The sequence below is a fragment of the Phaeobacter sp. genome, from assembly GCF_022825805.1.
Classification (GTDB): domain Bacteria; phylum Pseudomonadota; class Alphaproteobacteria; order Rhodobacterales; family Rhodobacteraceae; genus Phaeobacter.
Window position 1 is genome coordinate 12,002 of the sequence record NZ_JAJDWC010000042.1, and the last position, 18,897, is coordinate 30,898.

At 61.2% G+C, this 18,897-nt stretch carries 19 protein-coding genes; 6 read left to right on the forward strand and 13 right to left on the reverse strand.

The window, feature by feature from the left end; all coding sequences use genetic code 11:
* Nucleotides 1-387: 387 nt before the first annotated feature.
* The 3 genes from Q0C28_RS04470 to Q0C28_RS04480 all read right to left on the reverse strand — a co-directional run bounded on the left by Q0C28_RS04470 (nt 388) and on the right by Q0C28_RS04480 (nt 3,682).
* Nucleotides 388-816, reverse strand: coding sequence for a VOC family protein (locus tag Q0C28_RS04470; RefSeq protein WP_293573449.1), 429 nt, complete (start codon nt 814-816; stop codon nt 388-390).
* 193 nt (nt 817-1,009) lie between these two features.
* Nucleotides 1,010-2,407 (reverse strand): hypothetical protein, encoded by a 1,398-nt coding sequence (locus Q0C28_RS04475; protein ID WP_293573450.1) that lies wholly within the window; start codon nt 2,405-2,407, stop codon nt 1,010-1,012.
* Between the two features lie 333 nt (nt 2,408-2,740).
* Nucleotides 2,741-3,682 carry a thymidylate synthase gene (locus Q0C28_RS04480; RefSeq protein ID WP_293573451.1) on the reverse strand — a complete coding sequence of 314 codons (942 nt, stop codon included), beginning with the start codon at nt 3,680-3,682 and terminating at the stop codon, nt 2,741-2,743.
* Nucleotides 3,683-4,144: 462 nt separating this feature from the next.
* Between Q0C28_RS04480 and Q0C28_RS04485 the strand changes: the two genes are divergently transcribed.
* Together Q0C28_RS04485 and Q0C28_RS04490 are read left to right on the forward strand one after the other, a co-directional pair.
* A complete protein-coding gene (locus tag Q0C28_RS04485; protein ID WP_293573452.1) occupies nt 4,145-4,978 on the forward strand; it encodes a thymidylate synthase in 834 nt (277 codons plus the stop codon).
* Between the two features lie 32 nt (nt 4,979-5,010).
* A complete protein-coding gene (locus tag Q0C28_RS04490) occupies nt 5,011-5,487 on the forward strand; it encodes a dihydrofolate reductase (RefSeq protein WP_293573453.1) in 477 nt (158 codons plus the stop codon).
* 410 nt (nt 5,488-5,897) lie between these two features.
* On the opposite strand, the gene Q0C28_RS04495 is transcribed toward Q0C28_RS04490, so the two are convergent.
* Entirely contained in the window at nt 5,898-6,104 is a 207-nt protein-coding gene (locus tag Q0C28_RS04495) for a cold-shock protein (protein WP_293573454.1), read from the reverse strand.
* A gap of 216 nt (nt 6,105-6,320) precedes the next feature.
* Between Q0C28_RS04495 and Q0C28_RS04500 the strand changes: the two genes are divergently transcribed.
* The gene (locus Q0C28_RS04500) at nt 6,321-6,641 is read left to right on the forward strand and encodes an ArsC/Spx/MgsR family protein (protein ID WP_293573455.1); all 321 of its coding nucleotides are present in this window, start codon (nt 6,321-6,323) and stop codon (nt 6,639-6,641) included.
* 142 nt (nt 6,642-6,783) lie between these two features.
* Here the strand turns inward: Q0C28_RS04500 and Q0C28_RS04505 are convergent, their stop codons facing one another.
* From Q0C28_RS04505 to Q0C28_RS04535, 7 genes are all read right to left on the reverse strand, one after another.
* The gene (locus tag Q0C28_RS04505; protein ID WP_293573456.1) at nt 6,784-7,350 is read right to left on the reverse strand and encodes a DoxX family protein; all 567 of its coding nucleotides are present in this window, start codon (nt 7,348-7,350) and stop codon (nt 6,784-6,786) included.
* A gap of 3 nt (nt 7,351-7,353) precedes the next feature.
* A complete protein-coding gene (locus tag Q0C28_RS04510) occupies nt 7,354-8,109 on the reverse strand; it encodes a DNA-binding domain-containing protein (protein ID WP_293573457.1) in 756 nt (251 codons plus the stop codon).
* A complete protein-coding gene (locus tag Q0C28_RS04515; protein ID WP_293573458.1) occupies nt 8,106-8,954 on the reverse strand; it encodes a DUF692 domain-containing protein in 849 nt (282 codons plus the stop codon). Before Q0C28_RS04515 ends, Q0C28_RS04510 begins: the two co-directional genes overlap by 4 nt.
* 586 nt (nt 8,955-9,540) lie before the next feature.
* A complete protein-coding gene (locus tag Q0C28_RS04520; protein WP_293573459.1) occupies nt 9,541-9,846 on the reverse strand; it encodes a DUF2282 domain-containing protein in 306 nt (101 codons plus the stop codon).
* A gap of 232 nt (nt 9,847-10,078) precedes the next feature.
* Complete coding sequence (gene thrS, locus Q0C28_RS04525) at nt 10,079-12,025, reverse strand: threonine--tRNA ligase (protein WP_293573460.1); 1,947 nt, start codon at nt 12,023-12,025, stop codon at nt 10,079-10,081.
* 320 nt (nt 12,026-12,345) lie between these two features.
* Nucleotides 12,346-12,753 (reverse strand): MAPEG family protein, encoded by a 408-nt coding sequence (locus Q0C28_RS04530; RefSeq protein ID WP_293573461.1) that lies wholly within the window; start codon nt 12,751-12,753, stop codon nt 12,346-12,348.
* A 321-nt stretch (nt 12,754-13,074) separates the two neighbouring features.
* Nucleotides 13,075-13,869, reverse strand: a complete 795-nt coding sequence (locus Q0C28_RS04535; RefSeq protein ID WP_293573462.1) for a metalloregulator ArsR/SmtB family transcription factor — start codon at nt 13,867-13,869, stop codon at nt 13,075-13,077.
* A gap of 106 nt (nt 13,870-13,975) precedes the next feature.
* Here Q0C28_RS04535 and Q0C28_RS04540 point away from each other — a divergent pair, with 106 nt between their 5' ends.
* From Q0C28_RS04540 to Q0C28_RS04550, 3 genes are all read left to right on the forward strand, one after another.
* On the forward strand, nt 13,976-14,737 hold the full coding sequence (locus Q0C28_RS04540; RefSeq protein WP_293573463.1) for an alpha/beta hydrolase: 762 nt from the start codon (nt 13,976-13,978) through the stop codon (nt 14,735-14,737).
* 395 nt (nt 14,738-15,132) lie between these two features.
* Nucleotides 15,133-15,564: a VOC family protein gene (locus tag Q0C28_RS04545; RefSeq protein ID WP_293573496.1), complete on the forward strand. Its 432-nt coding sequence runs from the start codon at nt 15,133-15,135 to the stop codon at nt 15,562-15,564.
* Nucleotides 15,554-16,459: an alpha/beta hydrolase gene (locus Q0C28_RS04550; RefSeq protein WP_293573464.1), complete on the forward strand. Its 906-nt coding sequence runs from the start codon at nt 15,554-15,556 to the stop codon at nt 16,457-16,459. The genes Q0C28_RS04545 and Q0C28_RS04550 overlap by 11 nt, the downstream gene beginning before the upstream one ends.
* A 116-nt stretch (nt 16,460-16,575) precedes the next feature.
* Here Q0C28_RS04550 and Q0C28_RS04555 read toward each other — a convergent pair whose 3' ends face one another.
* Both Q0C28_RS04555 and phaZ read right to left on the reverse strand, forming a co-directional pair.
* Nucleotides 16,576-17,148: a DUF6151 family protein gene (locus Q0C28_RS04555; protein ID WP_293573465.1), complete on the reverse strand. Its 573-nt coding sequence runs from the start codon at nt 17,146-17,148 to the stop codon at nt 16,576-16,578.
* A gap of 175 nt (nt 17,149-17,323) precedes the next feature.
* A complete protein-coding gene (gene phaZ, locus Q0C28_RS04560; RefSeq protein WP_293573466.1) occupies nt 17,324-18,604 on the reverse strand; it encodes a polyhydroxyalkanoate depolymerase in 1,281 nt (426 codons plus the stop codon).
* Nucleotides 18,605-18,897 lie beyond the last annotated feature (293 nt).

Here is an 18,897-nt window from a genome sequence, read left to right on the forward strand (position 1 = left end):
CAGTCAAGTTGCGGGACAGTCGTATCATCGTTGCGAGTTGCGCACTCGAGCACAGTCTGGGCTAATTCTCGCGTGCCCTAACTATCCCAAACAACGGTCAAATCGTGACCGAGCTGTAGCTTGCTGTCCTACGATTGAGCTTCGCGCTCTGCAAACGATATCACCAGCCGAAGGCAGGACCCACGCCTGATGTATTTTCGCAAATAGGGTGGCTCGGCGGGACCTCAGCCTGACCATCTGCATGATGGGTCATGGTGTCATCAGACCGATGCGTCGGTCTGCGCCACGGTTGGCAGGGCCGAGAACCAGCCTTGCCAAAGTCCGGCCTTACCCGTCTCCAGTTTACCTGTGTCCAGTTTACCAGTGTCCAGTTTCCCGGCGACCAATTTACCAGTGGCCGGTGTTTTCCATGCTGGCCCAGGGTTCGGCGGGGGGCAGGGACTCGCCGTGTTGCAGCAGCTCGATAGAGATATTGTCAGGCGAGCGCACAAAGGCCATATGGCCGTCCCGCGGCGGGCGGTTGATGGTGATGCCATTGTCCATCAGGGTCTGGCAGGTGGCATAAATGTCATCCACCGCATAGGCGAGATGGCCAAAATGGCGGCTGTCGCTGGGCAGCGTGTCATCGCCATCCCAGTTGTAGGTCAGCTCGATCGGGGTGTCTTCCTGCCCCTCGGCAGCCATGAAGATCAGCGAAAACCGGCCCTGTTCGCTGTCATAGCGCTTGGTTTCCTTCAAGCCGAGCAATTCATAAAATGCCATGGATTTTTCCAGATCTTTCACGCGGACCATGGTGTGCAGATATTTGAGTGGCATTGTGGCCTCCTATTGTCGGGTCAATCGCTCTTGCCTGCGACATGCGTCTGCCAGGCATGTGTTTCAAGGGGAAGTCATCGCGCGCGTCGTCGTTTTCGCGCCTGTCTGTCTTGGCTGCGCCGCTGTGTGATGGCAGTGCCGCCACTTGCGCGGGCCGTCGGTGATACCCCGGTTGCATGAGGTTTCTTTGCGGTCAAAACGTCGACTCAATCCCCAGCGACAGGGAAATATCGCGGGATTCAAACCGGTTGTGATTGCTGTCCCGCTTGCCCGCACGCAGCCGCAGATTGGGGGCGAACCCGGCATAATCATAGGCCTCGAACAACAGGTTGATATCGGCGTAGATCGATTGATCCTTGCGCCCATCGGCAAGGAAACGGGCGGGAAACCCTGCGATATACTGCGGATAATCGGCTTGGCCCAGGATCAGACCGGTGCTGATGCGCGCCGGGCCAATCCGCTCGCTGAACTGATAGGTCAGCTGCAGCGTGGTGGTGGTGCTGGTGCCGTTGACATGACCGGCCTGGGCATCGCGCAGGGCCAGGCTGATGTCCATCTGGTTGCCATTGTTGAGATCACGGCGCAGATGCAGCCCCAATCCAAACACCTGCCCATCCTGGCTGCTGCTGCGCGGGTCCAGCCGTTCTTCGGCGCTGCCGCTGATGGTCAGCCCGAGCTGCGAGGACAGCTGCCAACTGCGCCGCGCCGATACCCGGACGAGATCGTAGCTTTTTTCGCCGCCATACCAGGCGGTGCCAAGGGTCAGGCCGACGGCGGCGCTGCCACGGCGCTCGGCTGGGCCCACGGCAAAGGCATGGTTGAGCGTGAGATCGCCATAGGTGGAGCCAAATTCGCTGTTGCGCGGCACGCTGGTGTTGCTCTGCTCGGCAAGGGCAGCGGCCTCGGCCTGCGCCGAAGAGGAGAGCGCGACGCGCTGCACATAGGCCCGCCCGCTGAGTGTTGTCAGTCTGCGCGCAGATTGCTGCAAACGGCGGGTCAGCGTGGTGTCGATCACGCCGACAATCCCCGCCAGCGCCACGGAGCGCGGGCCAAACCGGCCCAGTGTGGGCACGCCGTCGATCACTTCCAGCGTGCTGTCGGCGCCATTGTTGACGTTGTTGGAGGGGCGCAGTTCACTGCGCAGGCGAAACCGCCAGGGGTTGATCTGGCGCAGCCGGTCATAGTCCTCGGCGATCCGGATCTCGCTTTGGGCGCTGGGGGCGTGGATGGCGGTGCGGCGCAGCCAGATCTGGGCGAGGGTCGGCCGCTCTGCCGCCAGGGCCTGCTGCGCGGCCAGCTGAGCGGCACGAAATTTGCCCGCCTGATCCGCTGCCGTGCGATAGGAGCGCGCCGCCGCACGCCGGGCCGCATCGGGGCTGCGCAGTTGCGCCTGCGCGGCGGCCTGCAGATACCAGGCCATGGAATCCTTGCTATTGGCGGCCAGCAGGCCCTGGGTCACATCCACGGCCAGGGCAGGTCTGCCGGTGTCCAGGGCATGGGCGGCCAGCAGCCGCGCCTGATCAAGGCTGAGATGCTGCTCGGTGCGGGGGGCGGCAGCTGCGGGTTCTGGCTGCGCTGAATCAGCTTGCACTGGTTCGGCCTGCGCGGTCCCGGACAGGCAGCTTGCGGACAACAGAAAAGCGGATGCCAAAGCGCCTGATATGGCGGATCGCCTTATCACGGAACCTGCCAGCATCACCCCAGATATGATCTGCCGAGACATTACCAACCGAGACATGACCTGCCGAGACATCACCGCGCCACGAGCGAACGCGCTATGAGGGATCGCCCAATGAACGATCGCCTCTGGCGTCCAAGCACCCGAACTCACAGCCCCTGAACTCACAGCCCCCGAACTCAGTGCCCGCGGTGTTATTGCCACAGACGTCAGTGCCGCGGCTGCGATGCGCCGCCCCAACATGGATCAGGGCACGGGTTGGTTGCAGACGTCGGAGCTCTCTGCGGTGCCACACTGACCCAGCACAAAGATGCCGTATTCCTCGATATCTGGGGCGTTTTCGATATGGCCTTCTGCGGTCAGGGAACCCGCAACAGAGGTGGCATCAGTGCCTGCAAAGATGCCGCCGTATTCCCCCACCGGCGTGATCGCGCCGTTGTTTGTGATCGAGACCGTGCCGGTGAACGTGCCATTGGCCTCCAGCGTGCCGGGGGCCAGGTCCAAGGTCTGCACATCGGTCGCTGCGGCGCCATCCGCTAGCGGTTCGATCTGGCGGTTATAGATCGTGCCATTGACCACATTGTCGGTGAAATCCGCGTTGATAAAGGCATCCCCCGTCACTTCGGCGACCTGCTCGGGGCGGATGTCATCCGGCGTGCCTGGGGTGACGGGCAGCAGATCGCCGCCGTCACCTGCGATATTCAACAGCCCGACATAGGTGCCCGCATAGCTGACAATGCCGCCTGAATTCACATCTCCGGTCGGGGCGGAATAGCCACCGCGACGGCCGTAGTTGGTGCCGCTGAAGAAGTAGGAGAACTGCCCGCCGGTGGCGACCGCCACGGCAAAGGCGCCATCCTCGATCTCGCGCACATAGGCTGTCACGTGCCGGTCAAGCGAACTGTCCTGCGCGGTATAGGCCAGGTAGCCGTTCCGATCCAGCGCTGGGCGCCGCTGATAGCTGGCGGAAAAGGGCGTGTCATCCAGGCTCAGCCCGGTGATCACCAAGGTGCCAGCGCTCGCGTCATAGGCGACGCTTTCGACATCAGAAGCAAGATTCTCGGGGATGGTGATGGCCCCATCATCGGTGCCGCCCGTGCCACCATCGTCGGTGTTAAAAGGGTTGGTGCCGCCACCGCAGCCGGACACTGCGGCTGCTGCAACGCATCCTAGAATGACCCGTTTCATCTGAACTGCCCTCAAATATCTTTTTGTTGCCGCCACAATCTGGCCGTGCGGAGGGAAAGTCAATTGAATTGCCGGGTCTGCGGGCCCTCCGGCAGCAACCGTGTCCTGTTTGCGACCCCGGGTGTGGTGGGCCTGACGGGCGGTGTCTGGTCGTTTGTTTGTGGTCCTTTGTTTGTGCCTCCCGGTTTGCGGCCCTTGGTTTGGGTCGATCCATCCGGTAAGAGTGGAGACAAAGGCCAGGCGCCGATGGCCTGCCTGCCTGCGGTGCATCGCGATCCGCGTTGCGGGCCTGCGCCCAGGCCAGCAAACCGGGACCAGCAAATCGGGGCCGCACACTGGGGCCGCAAACCGAGGTCAAACGGGGCTACAGGAGACCGCAAGGCGCGGCAGGTGTCGCGAACTGGCACCGCGAACAGATCGCGTGGGCCGGGGCCGTAGAAGAACACAGGGGAGAGACGCATCATGCGCCAATATCACGAGGCATTGCAGCAGGTTCTGCGCCACGGCGAAAAAAGCAGCGACCGCACCGGCACCGGCACCATATCCTATTTCGGCATGCAGACCCGCTATCCGCTGGCCGATGGCTTCCCGCTTGTGACCACCAAGAAATTGCATCTGAAATCCATCATCCACGAACTGCTGTGGTTTCTGTCCGGCGATACCAACATTCGGTATCTGAAGGAGCATGGCGTCTCCATCTGGGACGAATGGGCGGATGAAAATGGCGATCTTGGCCCGGTTTACGGCCATCAGTGGCGCCGCTTTCCCCGGCTGGAGCCGATAGCGGGCACCACCGGGGACGAGCCGCTTTATCGCGCAGGTTCTGTTGATCAGATCGCCGATTTGGTGCGTATGATCGAAACCGCGCCGGACAGTCGTCGACTGCTGGTGTCTGCCTGGAATCCGGCCGATGTGCCCGATATGGCGCTGCCGCCCTGTCACACGCTCTGGCAGGTTCGCGTGCAGGGACGCCGGATGCATCTGCAGCTCTATCAACGCTCGGCGGATATGTTCCTGGGGGTGCCGTTCAACATCGCGTCCTATGCGCTGCTGCTGAAAATGCTGGCCCATGTCACCGGCTATGAGGCGGGTGATTTCATCCACACCATTGGTGATGCGCATATCTATTCCAACCATATGGAGCAGGTGGAACTGCAGCTCAGCCGCACGCCCAAACCCCTGCCAGAGCTGCGCATCACCCGCGAGGTTGGCTCGATCTTTGATTTTGTCTACGACGATTTTGAGGTGTTGAACTACGCGCCTGATCCGGTCATCAAGGCGCCTGTCGCCGTCTGAACCGGCGGCTGTGGTGGCAGGAGACAGTAGAGATGATCACATTGATTGTGGCGCGCGACCGGAACGGGGCGATTGGCAAGGACAACACCATTCCCTGGCATGCGCCCGAAGATCTGAAGGCCTTTCAGCGTGAAACGCTGGGTGGGGCGATCATCATGGGGCGCAACACCTGGGACAGCCTGCCGTTCAAGCCGTTGAAGAACCGGTTGAATATCGTTGTGTCTTCTCGTCCTGATGCGGCTGATCTGGTGCGGCCAAGCCTTGATGCCGCCATCGCAGAGGCGCGCGCGCAAGGATATCTGCGGATCTATGGCATTGGTGGCGCGGGGATTTATCGCGGGATGATGGAGATGGCTGACCGGCTGATGATCACCGAAGTGGCGACCGAGGTTGAGGGCGCGGATACCCATTTCCCGCAGATCGATCCGAGCGTCTGGCAGCCGATTGCCGAGCACCAGCTGCGCGATGCAGCGCCAGCCTGCCGTCTGGTGGAATATCTGCGGCGCTGACTGAGCGGCTCAGTTCGAGGGCTTTGCCCTTCGTCACTGGGTGTCTACAGGGTGTTGTGCTGGGGCTCCGCGCCGCGCGTGCGCCGTGATTTAGCCGGGCCCTGATGGTTTTCTGCTTTTGATTTCTTGGTCGTGCTTTTTTGGCCGTGATATTTTGGCTAGGATTTTTCTGGCCGTGCTTTTACGGTGTGTCGCGGCGTTGCGCAAAGCCAGCGCAAAAGGCCAAGGGTCGCAAAAGGCGAGAACTCAGAATCACTCCAAATTGCCTAATCACCTGTTTGGGCGCGAAAAACGCGATCTGGTTCAGGTCGGATAGGGGGCGGAGATTGGGTGATCGCGGCGCTGGGCTGGCCTGCCGGGGTCGTAAGCTGCGCCGAAAACCGCCGCAGCTGAGGGATCAAATCATGACCTTAAAGGGGGCGAATATCCGCTGCCATCTGGCGTCCATCACGACCTTCGACCATTTCGAAATCGACCTTCTGGTTGTCTGCCAGGCCGGTCAGGCCGGACCGTTCGACCTGCGAAATATGGACAAATACGTCCTTGCCGCCGCCTTCGGGCTCGATAAAGCCGTAGCCTTTGGTTGTGTTGAACCATTTCACGGTGCCACTAGCCATGTTCCCGTGTCTCCTTCTCATTAACTATCGACCGACGCCCGTTTCGAGGTGCCTGAGATCGATTTGATCTGCTCCGCCGCAGAGTGCTGACAGAGCGAGGCGGCCAATTTCTACCGCCCTACCTTTAAGTCTTGCACGGGGCATGTAAAAATCAAGCGAAACAGAGCATTTCTACCATAAATTGTGCGTAGTTTGCGAAACAGAAGGGATGAATTGGTGCATCTATACGGACTTAAAACCTGCGATACTTGCCGTAAGGCGCTGAAATCACTGCCAGACGCAGAGTTTGTGGATGTGCGCGCACAGGGCGTGCCCCAAGTGCTGCTTGAACAGGCACTGCAGCAGTTTGGCGACAAGCTGTTGAACACGCGTTCGACCACCTGGCGCGGTTTGAGCGAAGAGGAGCGGGCAGGTGCGCCCCTGGACCTGATCAGCGCACATCCGACGCTGATGAAGCGACCGCTGATCGATGCATCTGGTGAATTGTTTTTGGGCTGGGACAAGAAAACCCAGGCCGCACTTGGGGTTGCGGGGTGATCCCAACCTGAACTGGGCCGAAACTCAGCCATATTCTGTCTGCGCCACAGGGGACGTTGACAAAAAAACGCAGGCGGATCCGCCTGCGTTTTCGCACAACACCCGCGGTATCGGCGCGGGTGTGATGGGTTTTTTGCCCGGCTCAGGCCATGGCAGGCTGGGCGCGACGGTTGCGCAGCAGCGCATCCACCGACAGTGCGCCGGCACCTTTGACCACCAGCAGCGCCAGCACAAACACCCAGAACAGACGCTGATCCAGAATCACCCCATCGGCAAAACGGTCAAACCAGGCGCCCAGGGTTTTGGTGTCGGTTGCACCATGTCCGTAAACATCGGTCAGCGACTGCACCACCACAAAGCCGATCATGCCAAGCGATGCGAGACGGGTGAACAGGCCAATCACGATCAGCAGCGGCAGGATGAATTCGGCATAGGTGCCAGCCATCACAACGGCCCATTGGAACAGGCCGAACTGAGACACATCATAGCCGACGGCCTCCAACTGTTTGGGGAAAATCTGGCTGTAGGCACCGATCGAGGGGCTGAACAGGCCAAAGAACCCATCGCCCAGTTTGGTCAGGCCGGAATTCCAGTAGTAGAGCAGCAGTGTCGCGGCAAAGACAAAGCGTGCGCCCAGCGGCAACAGCCAGTTGCCCATCCGCTCAATCAGGTCGAAGAATTTATCATGGAGCATAACAAGCGCGTGCATAGCTTATCCTTTGCAGTCGAGATCTGTAATGGCCCCGCCTTGCAGCAACAGGGCGAGAGTGTGTGATAGGTCAAATTCGGGATGCGTCTCATGGACCTGCGCCAGGGCGCTTTCCAGCGTGTGGCCATCGCGGATCGCATCAATCCAATCTGCGCCACCGGCGGGCAGGTGCTGGATCACCGGGTCAAATTCGGGGCGGGTGATCAGCACATCCTGTGCTTCGTGGCGCGGTTTTGGCGCGTCGGGCTGCGTGTTGAATCGCCAGATGTCAAACAGCGGCCAGGGCGAACGCAGAACCTGCAGGGCAGGCGCCAGCTGCAACGATGTGGCCATCAACTGCTCGGGCGCAAGGCTGCCCAGATGCGCCGGGTCCACCGCTGTGGCGTCGGCAGCGTGGTAGGCCCGGCGCTGTGCCAGGTCGAGCCGCGCCGCATCCGCGAGATAGCCGAGATGTTTCAGCTGATCGAGCGATGCAAGGAAGGCGGGGAACTCCTCGCCATAATGCATCATCAGCGGCGATGTCGGGGGATGAGCGCGCAGGAAAACCCCGGCCAGCCCGTCCATGTTCTGCGCGCCCAGCAGTTTGGCAATCAGGGGAAAGCCGCTGTGCATCGCCTCGGTCAGCGACACCGCGATATTGTTGCGATAGACGCTGAAACGGCGCCCGGCCGGTGCGCCGGTGCCATCCAACAGCCCGTCGGGCACTGCCTGGCCTGCGTCCATCATGGCGCGGGTGAATTGCGATTGGCTGACGCTCATGTGCGAACCCGCTCCAGCGCGGCAGCGGCGCGGCTGGCTTCGGCGGCAAGGGTGGCCCAATCGGGCACATCGGTGTCCCATTCGACCAGCGTGGGCCGCGGGCCGGACTGCGCCAATGTGTGATCCAGCAACGCCCAGACGGGATCGACCACTTCGGCGCCGTGGCTGTCAATCAGCAGCGGCTGGCCATGGTCGTCTTCATCCTCGTCGTGGCCGCCGAGATGAATTTCGCCAACCTGATCCAGCGCAAAGGCATCGATGTAGCCCTGCGGAGAGAACCCCAGATTGGTGGCAGAGACAAAGACGTTGTTCACATCCAAAAGCAGGCCGCAGCCGGTGCGGCGGGTGATTTCACGCAGAAAATCAGGTTCGGACCAGGTGCTTTCGGCAAAAGCAAGATAGCTGGAGGGGTTTTCCAGCAGCATCCGCCGCCCGATGGTGTCCTGCAGCTGGTCGATATGCTCACAGACCCGCGTCAGCGTGGCGTTGGTATAGGGCAGAGGCAGCAGATCGTTGTAGAAATGGCTGTCGTGGGTCGACCAGGCGAGATGCTCGGAGAAGCTGGCAGGGTTCAGCCAACCGACCAGATGTTTCAGCCGGGCAAGGTGATCGCTGTCGAGCGCGCCTTCGCCGCCGATGGACAGGCCAACCCCATGAACGGAAATGGCAAACTGATCAGCCAGGTGGCGCAGCTGCGCCAGCGGACGGCCACCATCCCCCATGTAGTTTTCGGCGTGGATCTCCAGCCAGCGCACCTCTCCTGCGTCGTTCAGAATATCCGCAAAATGCTGCGGTTTGTAGCCGACACCGGCAGCAGCGGGGAGAGTGTGGGTCGCGTCCAGCATATCAATGATCCCGAATGGCGTGGAAACTTGTGTCGTGGCGCAGCGGATCTGCGCGAAGGGTGGGTCGGGCGCGGGCCTGCGGGTTTTGGTTCATCGGTCGAAACAGGTTGCGGTCGAAACAGGTAGCGGGATTGCAACAGGTCTGCGAAGGAAACGGTCTGTGCTATCGGCTTGGCAGGTGTCGAGCCCTTGTCGGGTCGCTATCAAGCCTGCGTTGGACCTGCTCTAGCCGTCTGCGGCTTGCGTCCCGCTGTATGGCTCCGGCCTCAGCTGCAACCGTGTCAGTTTACCCGTTTTCCCTTTCCCGTTCTGTCCCAGCAGTGTTGTCGATCCCGTGATGATGATTTCGTGTTGATGATCCCGTGTTGACGACCCTTTGTGGCTGCCGCGCGGTGGTGTTTTAAATGCAGACCGGCAGGGCAGAAATCTGTCCTGCCGGGAGATCGGCCGCCTCAGGCTTGGGTCCCAAGCGACCAACTGGTGTATCGATCCTGTGGATCTGGCCTCTGGGGCAGATGCGGCCCGAACACTCGGATCAGCACCACGGACCCGGAGGTCGATCTACAGCGCCGTGGCTGCAGTCGGCTTATGCCGGCAGGTCGCGCTCCAGCGGCTCCAGCGAGCCTTGGCGTGCAGTGCCGTCTGCCATTGCGGGCAGGTCCATGCTGTCGCAGGTGCCTGCGTCGACCAGGGTCCAGGCGTTGCCTTGGTAATCAACAGTGGATGTGCCTGCGCAGGTGGTGCCGGGGCCTGCGGCGCAGTCATTTTGACCTGCCAGAGAGACGCCATAGCACTTTTCTTTGGACTGGGCGGCGGCTGGGGTGACAACAGCGGAGGTCAGCGCAGCAGCAACAGCACCAGCGACGGCGAGGGATTTTGCAGTGTTGGACATCGGTATCTTCCTTTTCTCAAGTAGTTGCGATGGCGTGTCTATGAAGATGACATTAGCCCAGTGAGCCAGAGCATTGAATTCACGAGGCCGTGTCTCACGGGCGCGTCAGCTTCTGTGACAGAGTGTTTCATTTGGAACGCCAGTTTTCCCATCAAAACATGACCAAAAAGAAACCGGCCCCGCAAGAGGAGGCCGGTTTGTGCGTTAATAACAGCTAAACGCCGCTGAAATGTTACAAAAGATCTGGGGGCGTTGCCTCGCGCGACAGCGCATTTGTTACAGTTTCGAGGCTTTCGACCTTGGTCTGCTTTTCCCCGAGCCTGCGCACAGAGACCGTGCGCTCTTCGACTTCGCGGTGACCAACGGCCAAAATGACCGGAACCTTGCCAACCGAGTGTTCGCGGACCTTGTAGTTGATCTTTTCGTTGCGAATGTCGGCTTCGGCCCGCACGCCCGCGGCGCGCAGCTGTTCGACGACCTCGTTCACATAGTCATCTGCATCCGATGTGATGGAGGCGACAACCACCTGACGCGGGGCCAGCCAGAACGGCAGCTTGCCTGCGTGTTCTTCGATCAGGATCCCGATGAAGCGTTCAAACGAGCCGAGGCAGGCGCGGTGCAGCATGACCGGGCGGTGCTTGCTGCCGTCCTGACCCACAAAGGTCGCATCCAGACGTTCGGGCAGGTTGGAATCCACCTGCAGCGTGCCACACTGCCAGTTGCGCCCGATGGCGTCGGTCAGGGTGAACTCCAGTTTGGGTCCGTAAAAGGCACCTTCGCCTTCGAGGATCTCGAAATCATAACCCGCCGCTTTGCAGGCATCGCCAAGCGCCTGTTCCATCTGATCCCAGGTCTCATCCGAGCCGATCCGTTTTTCGGGACGGGTCGAGAGCTTGATGGTCCAGTTGTGGAAGCCGAGGTCAGCATAGACTTTGGACAGGAAGGCGATGAATTTCGCGGTCTCTGAGGTGATCTGATCGTCGGCACAGAAGATGTGACCATCGTCCTGGGTAAAGCCGCGCACCCGCATGATGCCATGCAGCGCGCCCGACGGTTCGTAACGGGCGCAAGAGCCGAATTCCGCCATGCGCAGCGGCAGATCGCGGTAGGATTTCAGACCTTGGTTGAACACCTGCACATGGCAGGGGCAGTTCATCGGCTTCAGCGCGTTCACCGCTTTTTCGCGGGCGTGATCCTCGTCCACTTCGACGATGAACATATTTTCCTGGTATTTGTCCCAGTGGCCGGATTTTTCCCACAGCTTGCGGTCCACCACCTGCGGGGTGTTGACCTCGACATAGCCGTCACGGTCCTGCATGCGGCGCATATAGTCCTGCAGCTGAGTGTAGATGCGCCAGCCGTTGGGGTGCCAGAACACCTGACCGGGGGCTTCTTCCTGCATGTGGAAGAGACCCATTTCCTTGCCCAGCTTGCGGTGGTCGCGTTTGGCGGCCTCTTCCAGCATGGTCAGATGGGCCTTCAGCTTTTCCTTGCCGGTGAAGGCAACGCCATAGATCCGCTGCAGCATGGCGCGGTCGCTGTCACCACGCCAATAGGCGCCGGCAATCGACATCAGTTTGAAGGCATCGCCTGGCACCTGGCCAGTGTGCTGCAGGTGTGGGCCGCGGCACAGATCCTGCCAGTCGCCGTGCCAGTACATGCGCAGTGGCTCATCACCTGGGATGGCGTCGAGCAGCTCGACCTTATACGGCTCATTGTTTTCGGTGTAGAAATCAATCGCGCGCTGACGGTCCCAGACTTCGGTCCGCACAGCATCACGCTTGTTGATGATTTCTTTCATCTTCTTTTCGATGGTGCCCAGATCTTCGGGCGTAAAGGGCTCGGCGCGGTCGAAGTCATAATACCAGCCGTTGTCGATCACCGGGCCGATGGTGACCTTGGTGTCGGGCCAGATTTCCTGCACGGCGCGGGCCATGATATGGGCGAGGTCGTGGCGGATCAGTTCGTTTGCCTGCTCTTCGTCCTTCAGGGTGTGCAGGGCGATGGAGGCATCTTCGGTGATCGGCCATTGCAGATCCCAATGCTGACCGTTCACGGTCGCGGAGATCGCTTTTTTGCCAAGAGAGGTGGAGATGGATGCGGCGACCTCGGCCGGAGTGATCCCAGCGTCATAGGATCGTGCATTGCCATCAGGAAGGGTGAGAGAGATCTGGGCCATGGCTGGCGGCTCCTCGTCGGTTTGGCGCCCACTGAACGCCCGGTTGCGGGTTATATGTGTGTGCCGCCCATTTGGCAGGGGTGTGCGAGCCTGTCAAGCGGGCGAGGGGCCAACCCCTCGCGCTCCCCGGGATATTTCTGGCAAGAGGAAGATATCACGGGGTTTTCCAGCCAGCACCTCTTTGGTGCGTGAGGGGCCGCGTTGCGCGATTATGAGTGGTACGCGTTTGGACGTGTCGCGCGTTTGGCAGGGGGGTGCGACCGACGGTGGCGTGTGATCGGCCAGCTGACAGGCGCAGCATCTGGCCGATCAGCGCCGCATCAGCCGCCAGGGCTCAGCAGCAGCACCAGCGCAATCGCCAGCGTGCAGGCATAGCTGGCAGTGAAAATCACCGGGCGGATCGGGAAGATCGCCAGCCCGGAGATCATGCCAACCGCATGCAGCACCCGGATCCAGAAAAAGGCGATGGCAGCGGTGATCGTGATCGCGGTCGAAATCCCGGCGACATGCGCGACAAGCACCACAATGGCAAAAGGAATGGTGGTTTCCAGCAGGTTCTGATGAGCCCGGAACGCGCGATGCACCCAGGGTCGCATGCGGAAGTGATCCGGCGGGCGTGAGAAATCGGTGAAATCGGCTGTTTCCGTGGTGACGCCGATGATGAAGGGGATCCAGAGCGATCCTGCCAGCAGCGCGGTGAGCAAGAGATAGAACAGTTCTGTGGTCATTGTAATGTCTCCTTATGAGAGCCGGGTGAATGGCGGATGAGTGGCGGGTGAGGGGGGAGTGGCTGGGGGCGGCAGCCTTTGGTTGCAAAGGGTGCTACCGGATCCGGTGCCTCTCCCGTGATGGCTCTGTACTGACCCGTACCGAACTGCTCTGAACTGAACTGACCCGTACTGGACCGCGTGGCAGCGCGGTCCCTCTGTTGGGCGGGTGCCCTCTGGCAGGGTCGTCAACCTGCCCGCAGTGCCGGACAGGTGGTGTGATCAGGCCGCGGCCGCAGGTACTTGGATCAATCGGACACTTGGATCAATCGGGCATCTGGATCAGTCGGGCAGCTTGATGGGGCTGCCGGTTTCGATCCAGGACTTCATCGAGGCCACATAGCGTGCCCAGCCGTCCCGAACGCCGCTGTGGGCGGCGGGGATGTCATAATGCTCGCAGGTCAGCTTACAGCTGTCGCCTTCGGGCTCGATCAGAAAGGCCATATGGCTGATCGTCTTGTCGCCGTCGCCGAAATTCGGCTCAAAGCTCATTTCGATGCGCGACTTTGGCTCGATCTTGATGACCCGCTGGCTGAGCATGGTGGAGCCGTCCTTGCGCAGCATCACCATGGCATCGCCAACGGCTGCGGCATCGCCTTCGACGCGGTGGCAGGCGAAATGATGGGCTGCGACCTGATCGGCGCGGGTCAGCGCATCCCACAACACGTCTTGCGAGCAGCGGATGATGGTCTGATAGATGAAGTCGGGTTTTTGCGTATCGAGCATGGTCTGTTTTTCCTCCAGGTGCGATTTGAGATCGATCAGGCCGCGGGCGAGCGGTGCGGCCAACAGGGGTTCGATCCAGCGATCAATCACTTCCTGCAGCGGCACAGCGTTGAGGTAGTGATATTTGAATCGGCCCTGTTTCTTGGTCGTGATCAGCCCGGCCTCCTCCAGAAGGCCGAGATGTTTCATCACCCCAAACCGGGTCATCTCGAACTGGGGTTCCAGATCCGAGAGGGTTTGACCGTCCTGCGCCCGCAAGCTGTCCAGGATGGCGCGGCGCGCCGGGTCGTTCAGGGCTTTGAAGATCATGTCCATGATTTCACAATAGGTGAGTATATAGTCACGTGTCAAATGAGTCACCTAATTGCGTGAAAGCTGTGGCGCGGTTTGGCTTTTGCATGTGGGCAAAAAACGTGGCATTTCAGAGGGAACCGTGAAAACCCAAAGGAGTTGCCGGATGTCCGCTGTTCCCCCCGCCACCTATCTGGAGACGCCGCAGGGCCGGCGAATCGCTTATCACAAGACCGAAGGGGCCGGGCCGACGGTGGTGTTTCTGAGCGGGCTCAAATCCGACATGGAAGGCACCAAGGCCGTGCATTTGGAAGCCTGGGCCAAGGCGCAGGGCCGGGCGTTTCTGCGGTTTGATTACTCCGGTCATGGCGAAAGCTCCGGCCAGTTCGAAGAGGGCTGCATCGGTGATTGGCATGAGGACACGGTGGCGGCGGTGCAGGCGCTGACCACGGGGGCGATCATTCCGGTGGGCTCGTCCATGGGGGGCTGGCAGGCGCTGTTGTTGGGTCGCGCCTTGCCCGCGCGCATCGCCGGGATGGTGACCATCGCTGCCGCGCCGGATTTCACTGAAGACGGCTATTGGGCAAACTTCACGGATGCGCAAAAGGCGGAGTTGCAGACCAAAGGCCGGGTGGAGCTGCCCAGCGATTATATGGAGCCCTATGTGGTGACCCAGCGCATGGTGGAGAACGGTCGCGAAAACCTCGTGCTGCGCTCGGAGCTGGCGTTGCCGTTTCCGGTGCGCTGTTTGCAGGGCACGGATGACAGCGCGGTCAGCACCGAAACCGCGCTGCGGCTGCTGGATCATGCGCAATGTGACGACATGCGGCTGACCCTGGTGAAAGACGCCGATCACCGCTTTTCCGATCCACGCTGTTTGGCCTTGATCGAGCAGGCGCTGGAGGAGGTGCTGGCGCTGGCAGCCTAGCCTGACCGATCTGGGCGACCCGTATGGGCGACTAGTGTGGGCGACCCGTGTACCGGTGGCACTCTTTTGGTAGCCTGATGTTGACAGCCTGTGGGCAGGGGGCTGCAACCGGGGGCTAGGACAAGCCCGCAATTTGGCATAGGCTGACTGTATCCTGCCCCTGATTTGCAGGGCAGGGTTGTATGTGACGTCATAGCCTCTGGGCTGTGACGGGCAAAAACAGCGGTGCTCTGGTGGTCGCCTTTGCTAAGGCCGCAGAACTGGAGGCTGCGGAACTGGGGTCGCAGAAATGGGGCCGCGCAGGAAAGAACCGGGCCAAACCGGATCAGAAAACGGGCAGAGCAACTGTCGAGCAGAGGGCAGAGATGCAGGACAACAGCACAGAAACACGCAGGATGGAGCAGCGGGTCAGCCTGATCACCCTCGGCGTGCCGGATATGGAGGTCGCAGCCGCGTTTTATGAACAGCTGGGCTGGCAGCGCTGCGACAGCCCCGATGGGGTGGTGGCCTTTGATCTGATCTCGCAGACGCTTGGCCTTTACCCGCTTGCGGCACTGGCAGAGGATATTGGCCTGCCGGTTGAACAGCTCGGCCATGGGGCCATGACGCTCAGCCACAACACCCGCACCGTTGCTGAGGTCGCGCAGTTGATGGCTGCGGCAGAGGCTGCGGGGGCCACTGTCCTGCGCCCTGCGGGAGAGGTCTTCTGGGGTGGCACCATCGGATATTTCCGCGCACCAGACGGACATATCTGGGAAATTGCCCACAACCCGTTTTCGCCTCTGGCTGAAAATGGTGCATTCCGGTGGAACGGCCATGACGGATAAGGCGGCCTCCCCCCCGATTGTCGAGCCTCTGGTGATGATCCCGGGGCTGATTGGCGATGCCGTGTTGTTCGAACCGCAGCTGCGTGCGCTATCGGGCGTATTGCCGGTGATGGTGGCGCCGCCCGCCGGCGGGGACCGAATCGAGGTGATCGCGCGCCACCTGTTGGATCAGTTGCCCGCGCGGTTTGCCTTGCTGGGCCACGGTCTGGGCGGTGTCGTCGCGATGGAGCTGTGTCGCCGCGCCCCTGAGCGGATCACCCGGCTTTGCCTGATGTCCACCACGCCCCTGCCGGACACACCGGATCAGGCGGCTGCGCGCGAACCGCTGATCATACGGGCGCGCACCGGACGGCTTGAGGATGTGCTGGCCACGGCACTGCCGCCCGAGGCGCTGGCGCCGTCGCCGCAGCGGATGGAGATTTTGGGTCAGCTGCACACGCAGGCGCTGATGCTGGGGGAGGCGTTTTTTGTCGCTCGCGCGCGGGCCATGCAGCGGCGCACCGACCAACAGGGCAGCCTGCGGCGGTTTAGAGGTGCGACCCTGGTGATCTGCGGCGATGCGGATCCGATCACGCCGGTGAAACGCCACGAATTCATGGCAACCCTGATGCCAAACGCCCGTTTGCATGTGGTGCAGGGCGCTGGGCATGTGCCGACGCTGGAAAAACCGCAGGAGGTGATCACCGTTCTGGCCGAATGGTTGGCACAGGACACGGTCGATCCCGCTGAGAGCCCGCGCGAGAGTGAGGCGCCCCAAGAGGTGCAACAGCCCAACCAAGCGGCAGTGGCTGAGGGACCTGCGGAAACAGCAGATACCACAGAGCCAACGGAGCCCACAGAAACTGCGGAGAAGGGCAAGCCATTGCCGCCGCTCACCCTGACCAACCCGTTATAATCACGCGGTAAAGATGCGCTGGGCGCCGCTCCTGGCTGTCTTGTGGGCCCATGCTTGTAGGCCCATGGGTGGATTGCTGGGAATGCCTCAGCCCACAGCTCAGCAAGCTCCCGCCGTTATGGCAACAACGCGGCGCGGGCCTCTTTGCTGATCACCTCAGCCTCGGCCACGGGGGTGCCGGTCTCGACATCGAAAAACGGTGTCTCTCTCCAACGTCCTGACATGCGGACCGTGATCATCCGGCTGAGCAGCGCCAACGCCATGCGCGCGCCGCCATAGGTGCGCGGGGCCTTGCCCGGTTGCGGCACAAAGGCACGGGCCTTGATCTTGCCCAAGGCAGCAGGATCGGCAAAGCGGTCGCTGCGCAGCCCGACAAAAGGCAGCCCCGGTTTTGCCAGCGTATTGGCAATGGGCGCGCCGCAACAGCCCGCATACCAGCGCATCAATCCCCGCGGGCTGAGCCGCATCAGACGCAGATTCTCCGCACCTTTGGTGATGTGAATGCCATCGGGGGTGGTTTGGAACAGATCAACAGCACCGGGCGCGGGATCAGGTTGTTGGAAATGCAGCTCGGCCGCTCTGCAATCCGGGCAGAAACACTCGATCCGGGTGCCCGCACGTTGCGCCTCTGGCGTCAAATGACCGCAAAGATCGCCACAATTACAGGAAAATTCCAAAGCGTTGGCCATGTCGGGGCTCCCTTGATCCAGCCCCTCTGTAACAGTTCGCACCGCGCCGCGCTATCCTGATCCGCCCAGTTCTGATCCTGCCTATCCCAGCCAAGCCGCTGTGATCGCCACTGCCCCGGTCTCCACGACCCGGATCAAGACGTTGATCGCGGTTAGACGTTGCAGGCCGACAGGATCACTTGGCGGCTTTGCTCCGTTTGGTGCGGGTTTTGGCCTTCGCAGCGCTGCGGGTGTTGGCGTTCATGAAATCGATCACCAGCGGGCGGATATTGTCGCGCCAGCTGCGCCCGGCAAAAATGCCGTAGTGGCCAGCACCGGGTTCCACATGGCTCGCCTTTTTCGTCTCTGGCAGGCCGGTGCACAGATCCAGCGCCGCGATACATTGGCCAGGGGCGGAAATGTCGTCATTGGCGCCTTCGACCGTTTTGACGGCCACATCGGTGATCGCGCCGATATCGACCTGATGGCCGTTCACCACAAAGGCATTGCGTGCAATTTCACGGTCCTTGAAGATACGCTCCACGGTGGAGAGGTAAAACTCCGCCGTCATATCCATCACCGCCAGATATTCGTCGTAAAACCGGTTGTGGGAATCATGGTCGGAGGCCTCGCTGCGGCTGACCCGCAGGATCTGATCCATAAACGCCTTGGTGTGGCGTTCGGCATTCATCGACATGAACGAACTCAACTGCAGCAGCCCGGGATACACCTTGCGCCCGACGCCCTTGTATTTGAACCCAACCTGCTGGATCATGGTTTCTTCCAGCTGGCCCATGGTCACGCGGCGGCCAAAATCGGTCACATCGGTGGGGGTGGCATCCGGGTCGACCGGCCCGCCAATCAGCGTCAGCGAGGAGGGCTGCGCCTCGGGGTCCTGTTCCGCCAGATAGGCCGTGGCCGCGAGCGTCAGCGGCGCGGGCTGGCAGACCGCAATAACATGGGTGTCCGGCCCCAGTTCACGCATGAAATCAACCAGATAGAGCGTGTAGTCTTCGATGTCGAACTTGCCCGCCGACACCGGAATATCGCGGGCATTATGCCAATCGGTGACATAGACCTCGCAATTCACGATCAGGCTCTTCACGGTGGAGCGCAGCAGGGTCGCGTAGTGGCCGGACATCGGCGCGACGAGCAGCACCTTGCGCGGCTGTTCAGGACGTCCGTTGACGCGGAAATGGACCAGATCGCCAAACGGGCGTTCGACCACCGTGGTGATATCGACCAGATGATCCTTGCCATCCTCGCAGGTGAAGGTGCGGATGCCCCAATCGGGTTTGGCCACCATTCTCTGAAAACTGCGTTCGGTGACTTCGCCCCAGGCGGCCATCCAGTTCAGTCCGGGATTGGGCCAAGCGGCAAAAGCAGGTGCAGAGGCGATGGACAGCGCTGTTGCACCCAACCATTGGTTGGTATTGCGCATGGTTTCCATCAGATCATAGGACATCATGTAACGCATCACTGCTCTCCGTTGCAGCGGCCCGGCCGGGCCATGGTTGCAGCGGCCCCGGCGGGCCATATTGCCAACCCACGGTCACCCCGTCTGGCCAGCTGTTCCTGCGGGGCCTCGTCCCGCGATCACCACCGCTGCGCACGCCTGTGGGTCAGCGGGCGGACCTGTCTCTGAATCCGACCTGTGACCTGCGCCCGGTGGGGCTCATCGTGCGGTTGTGTCACATTGCACCTGACGTGTTGTCTGTTTGTCGTATGATGGTGCGACGTTATTCTGCACAGCAGAAAGGGTAGGGGGGA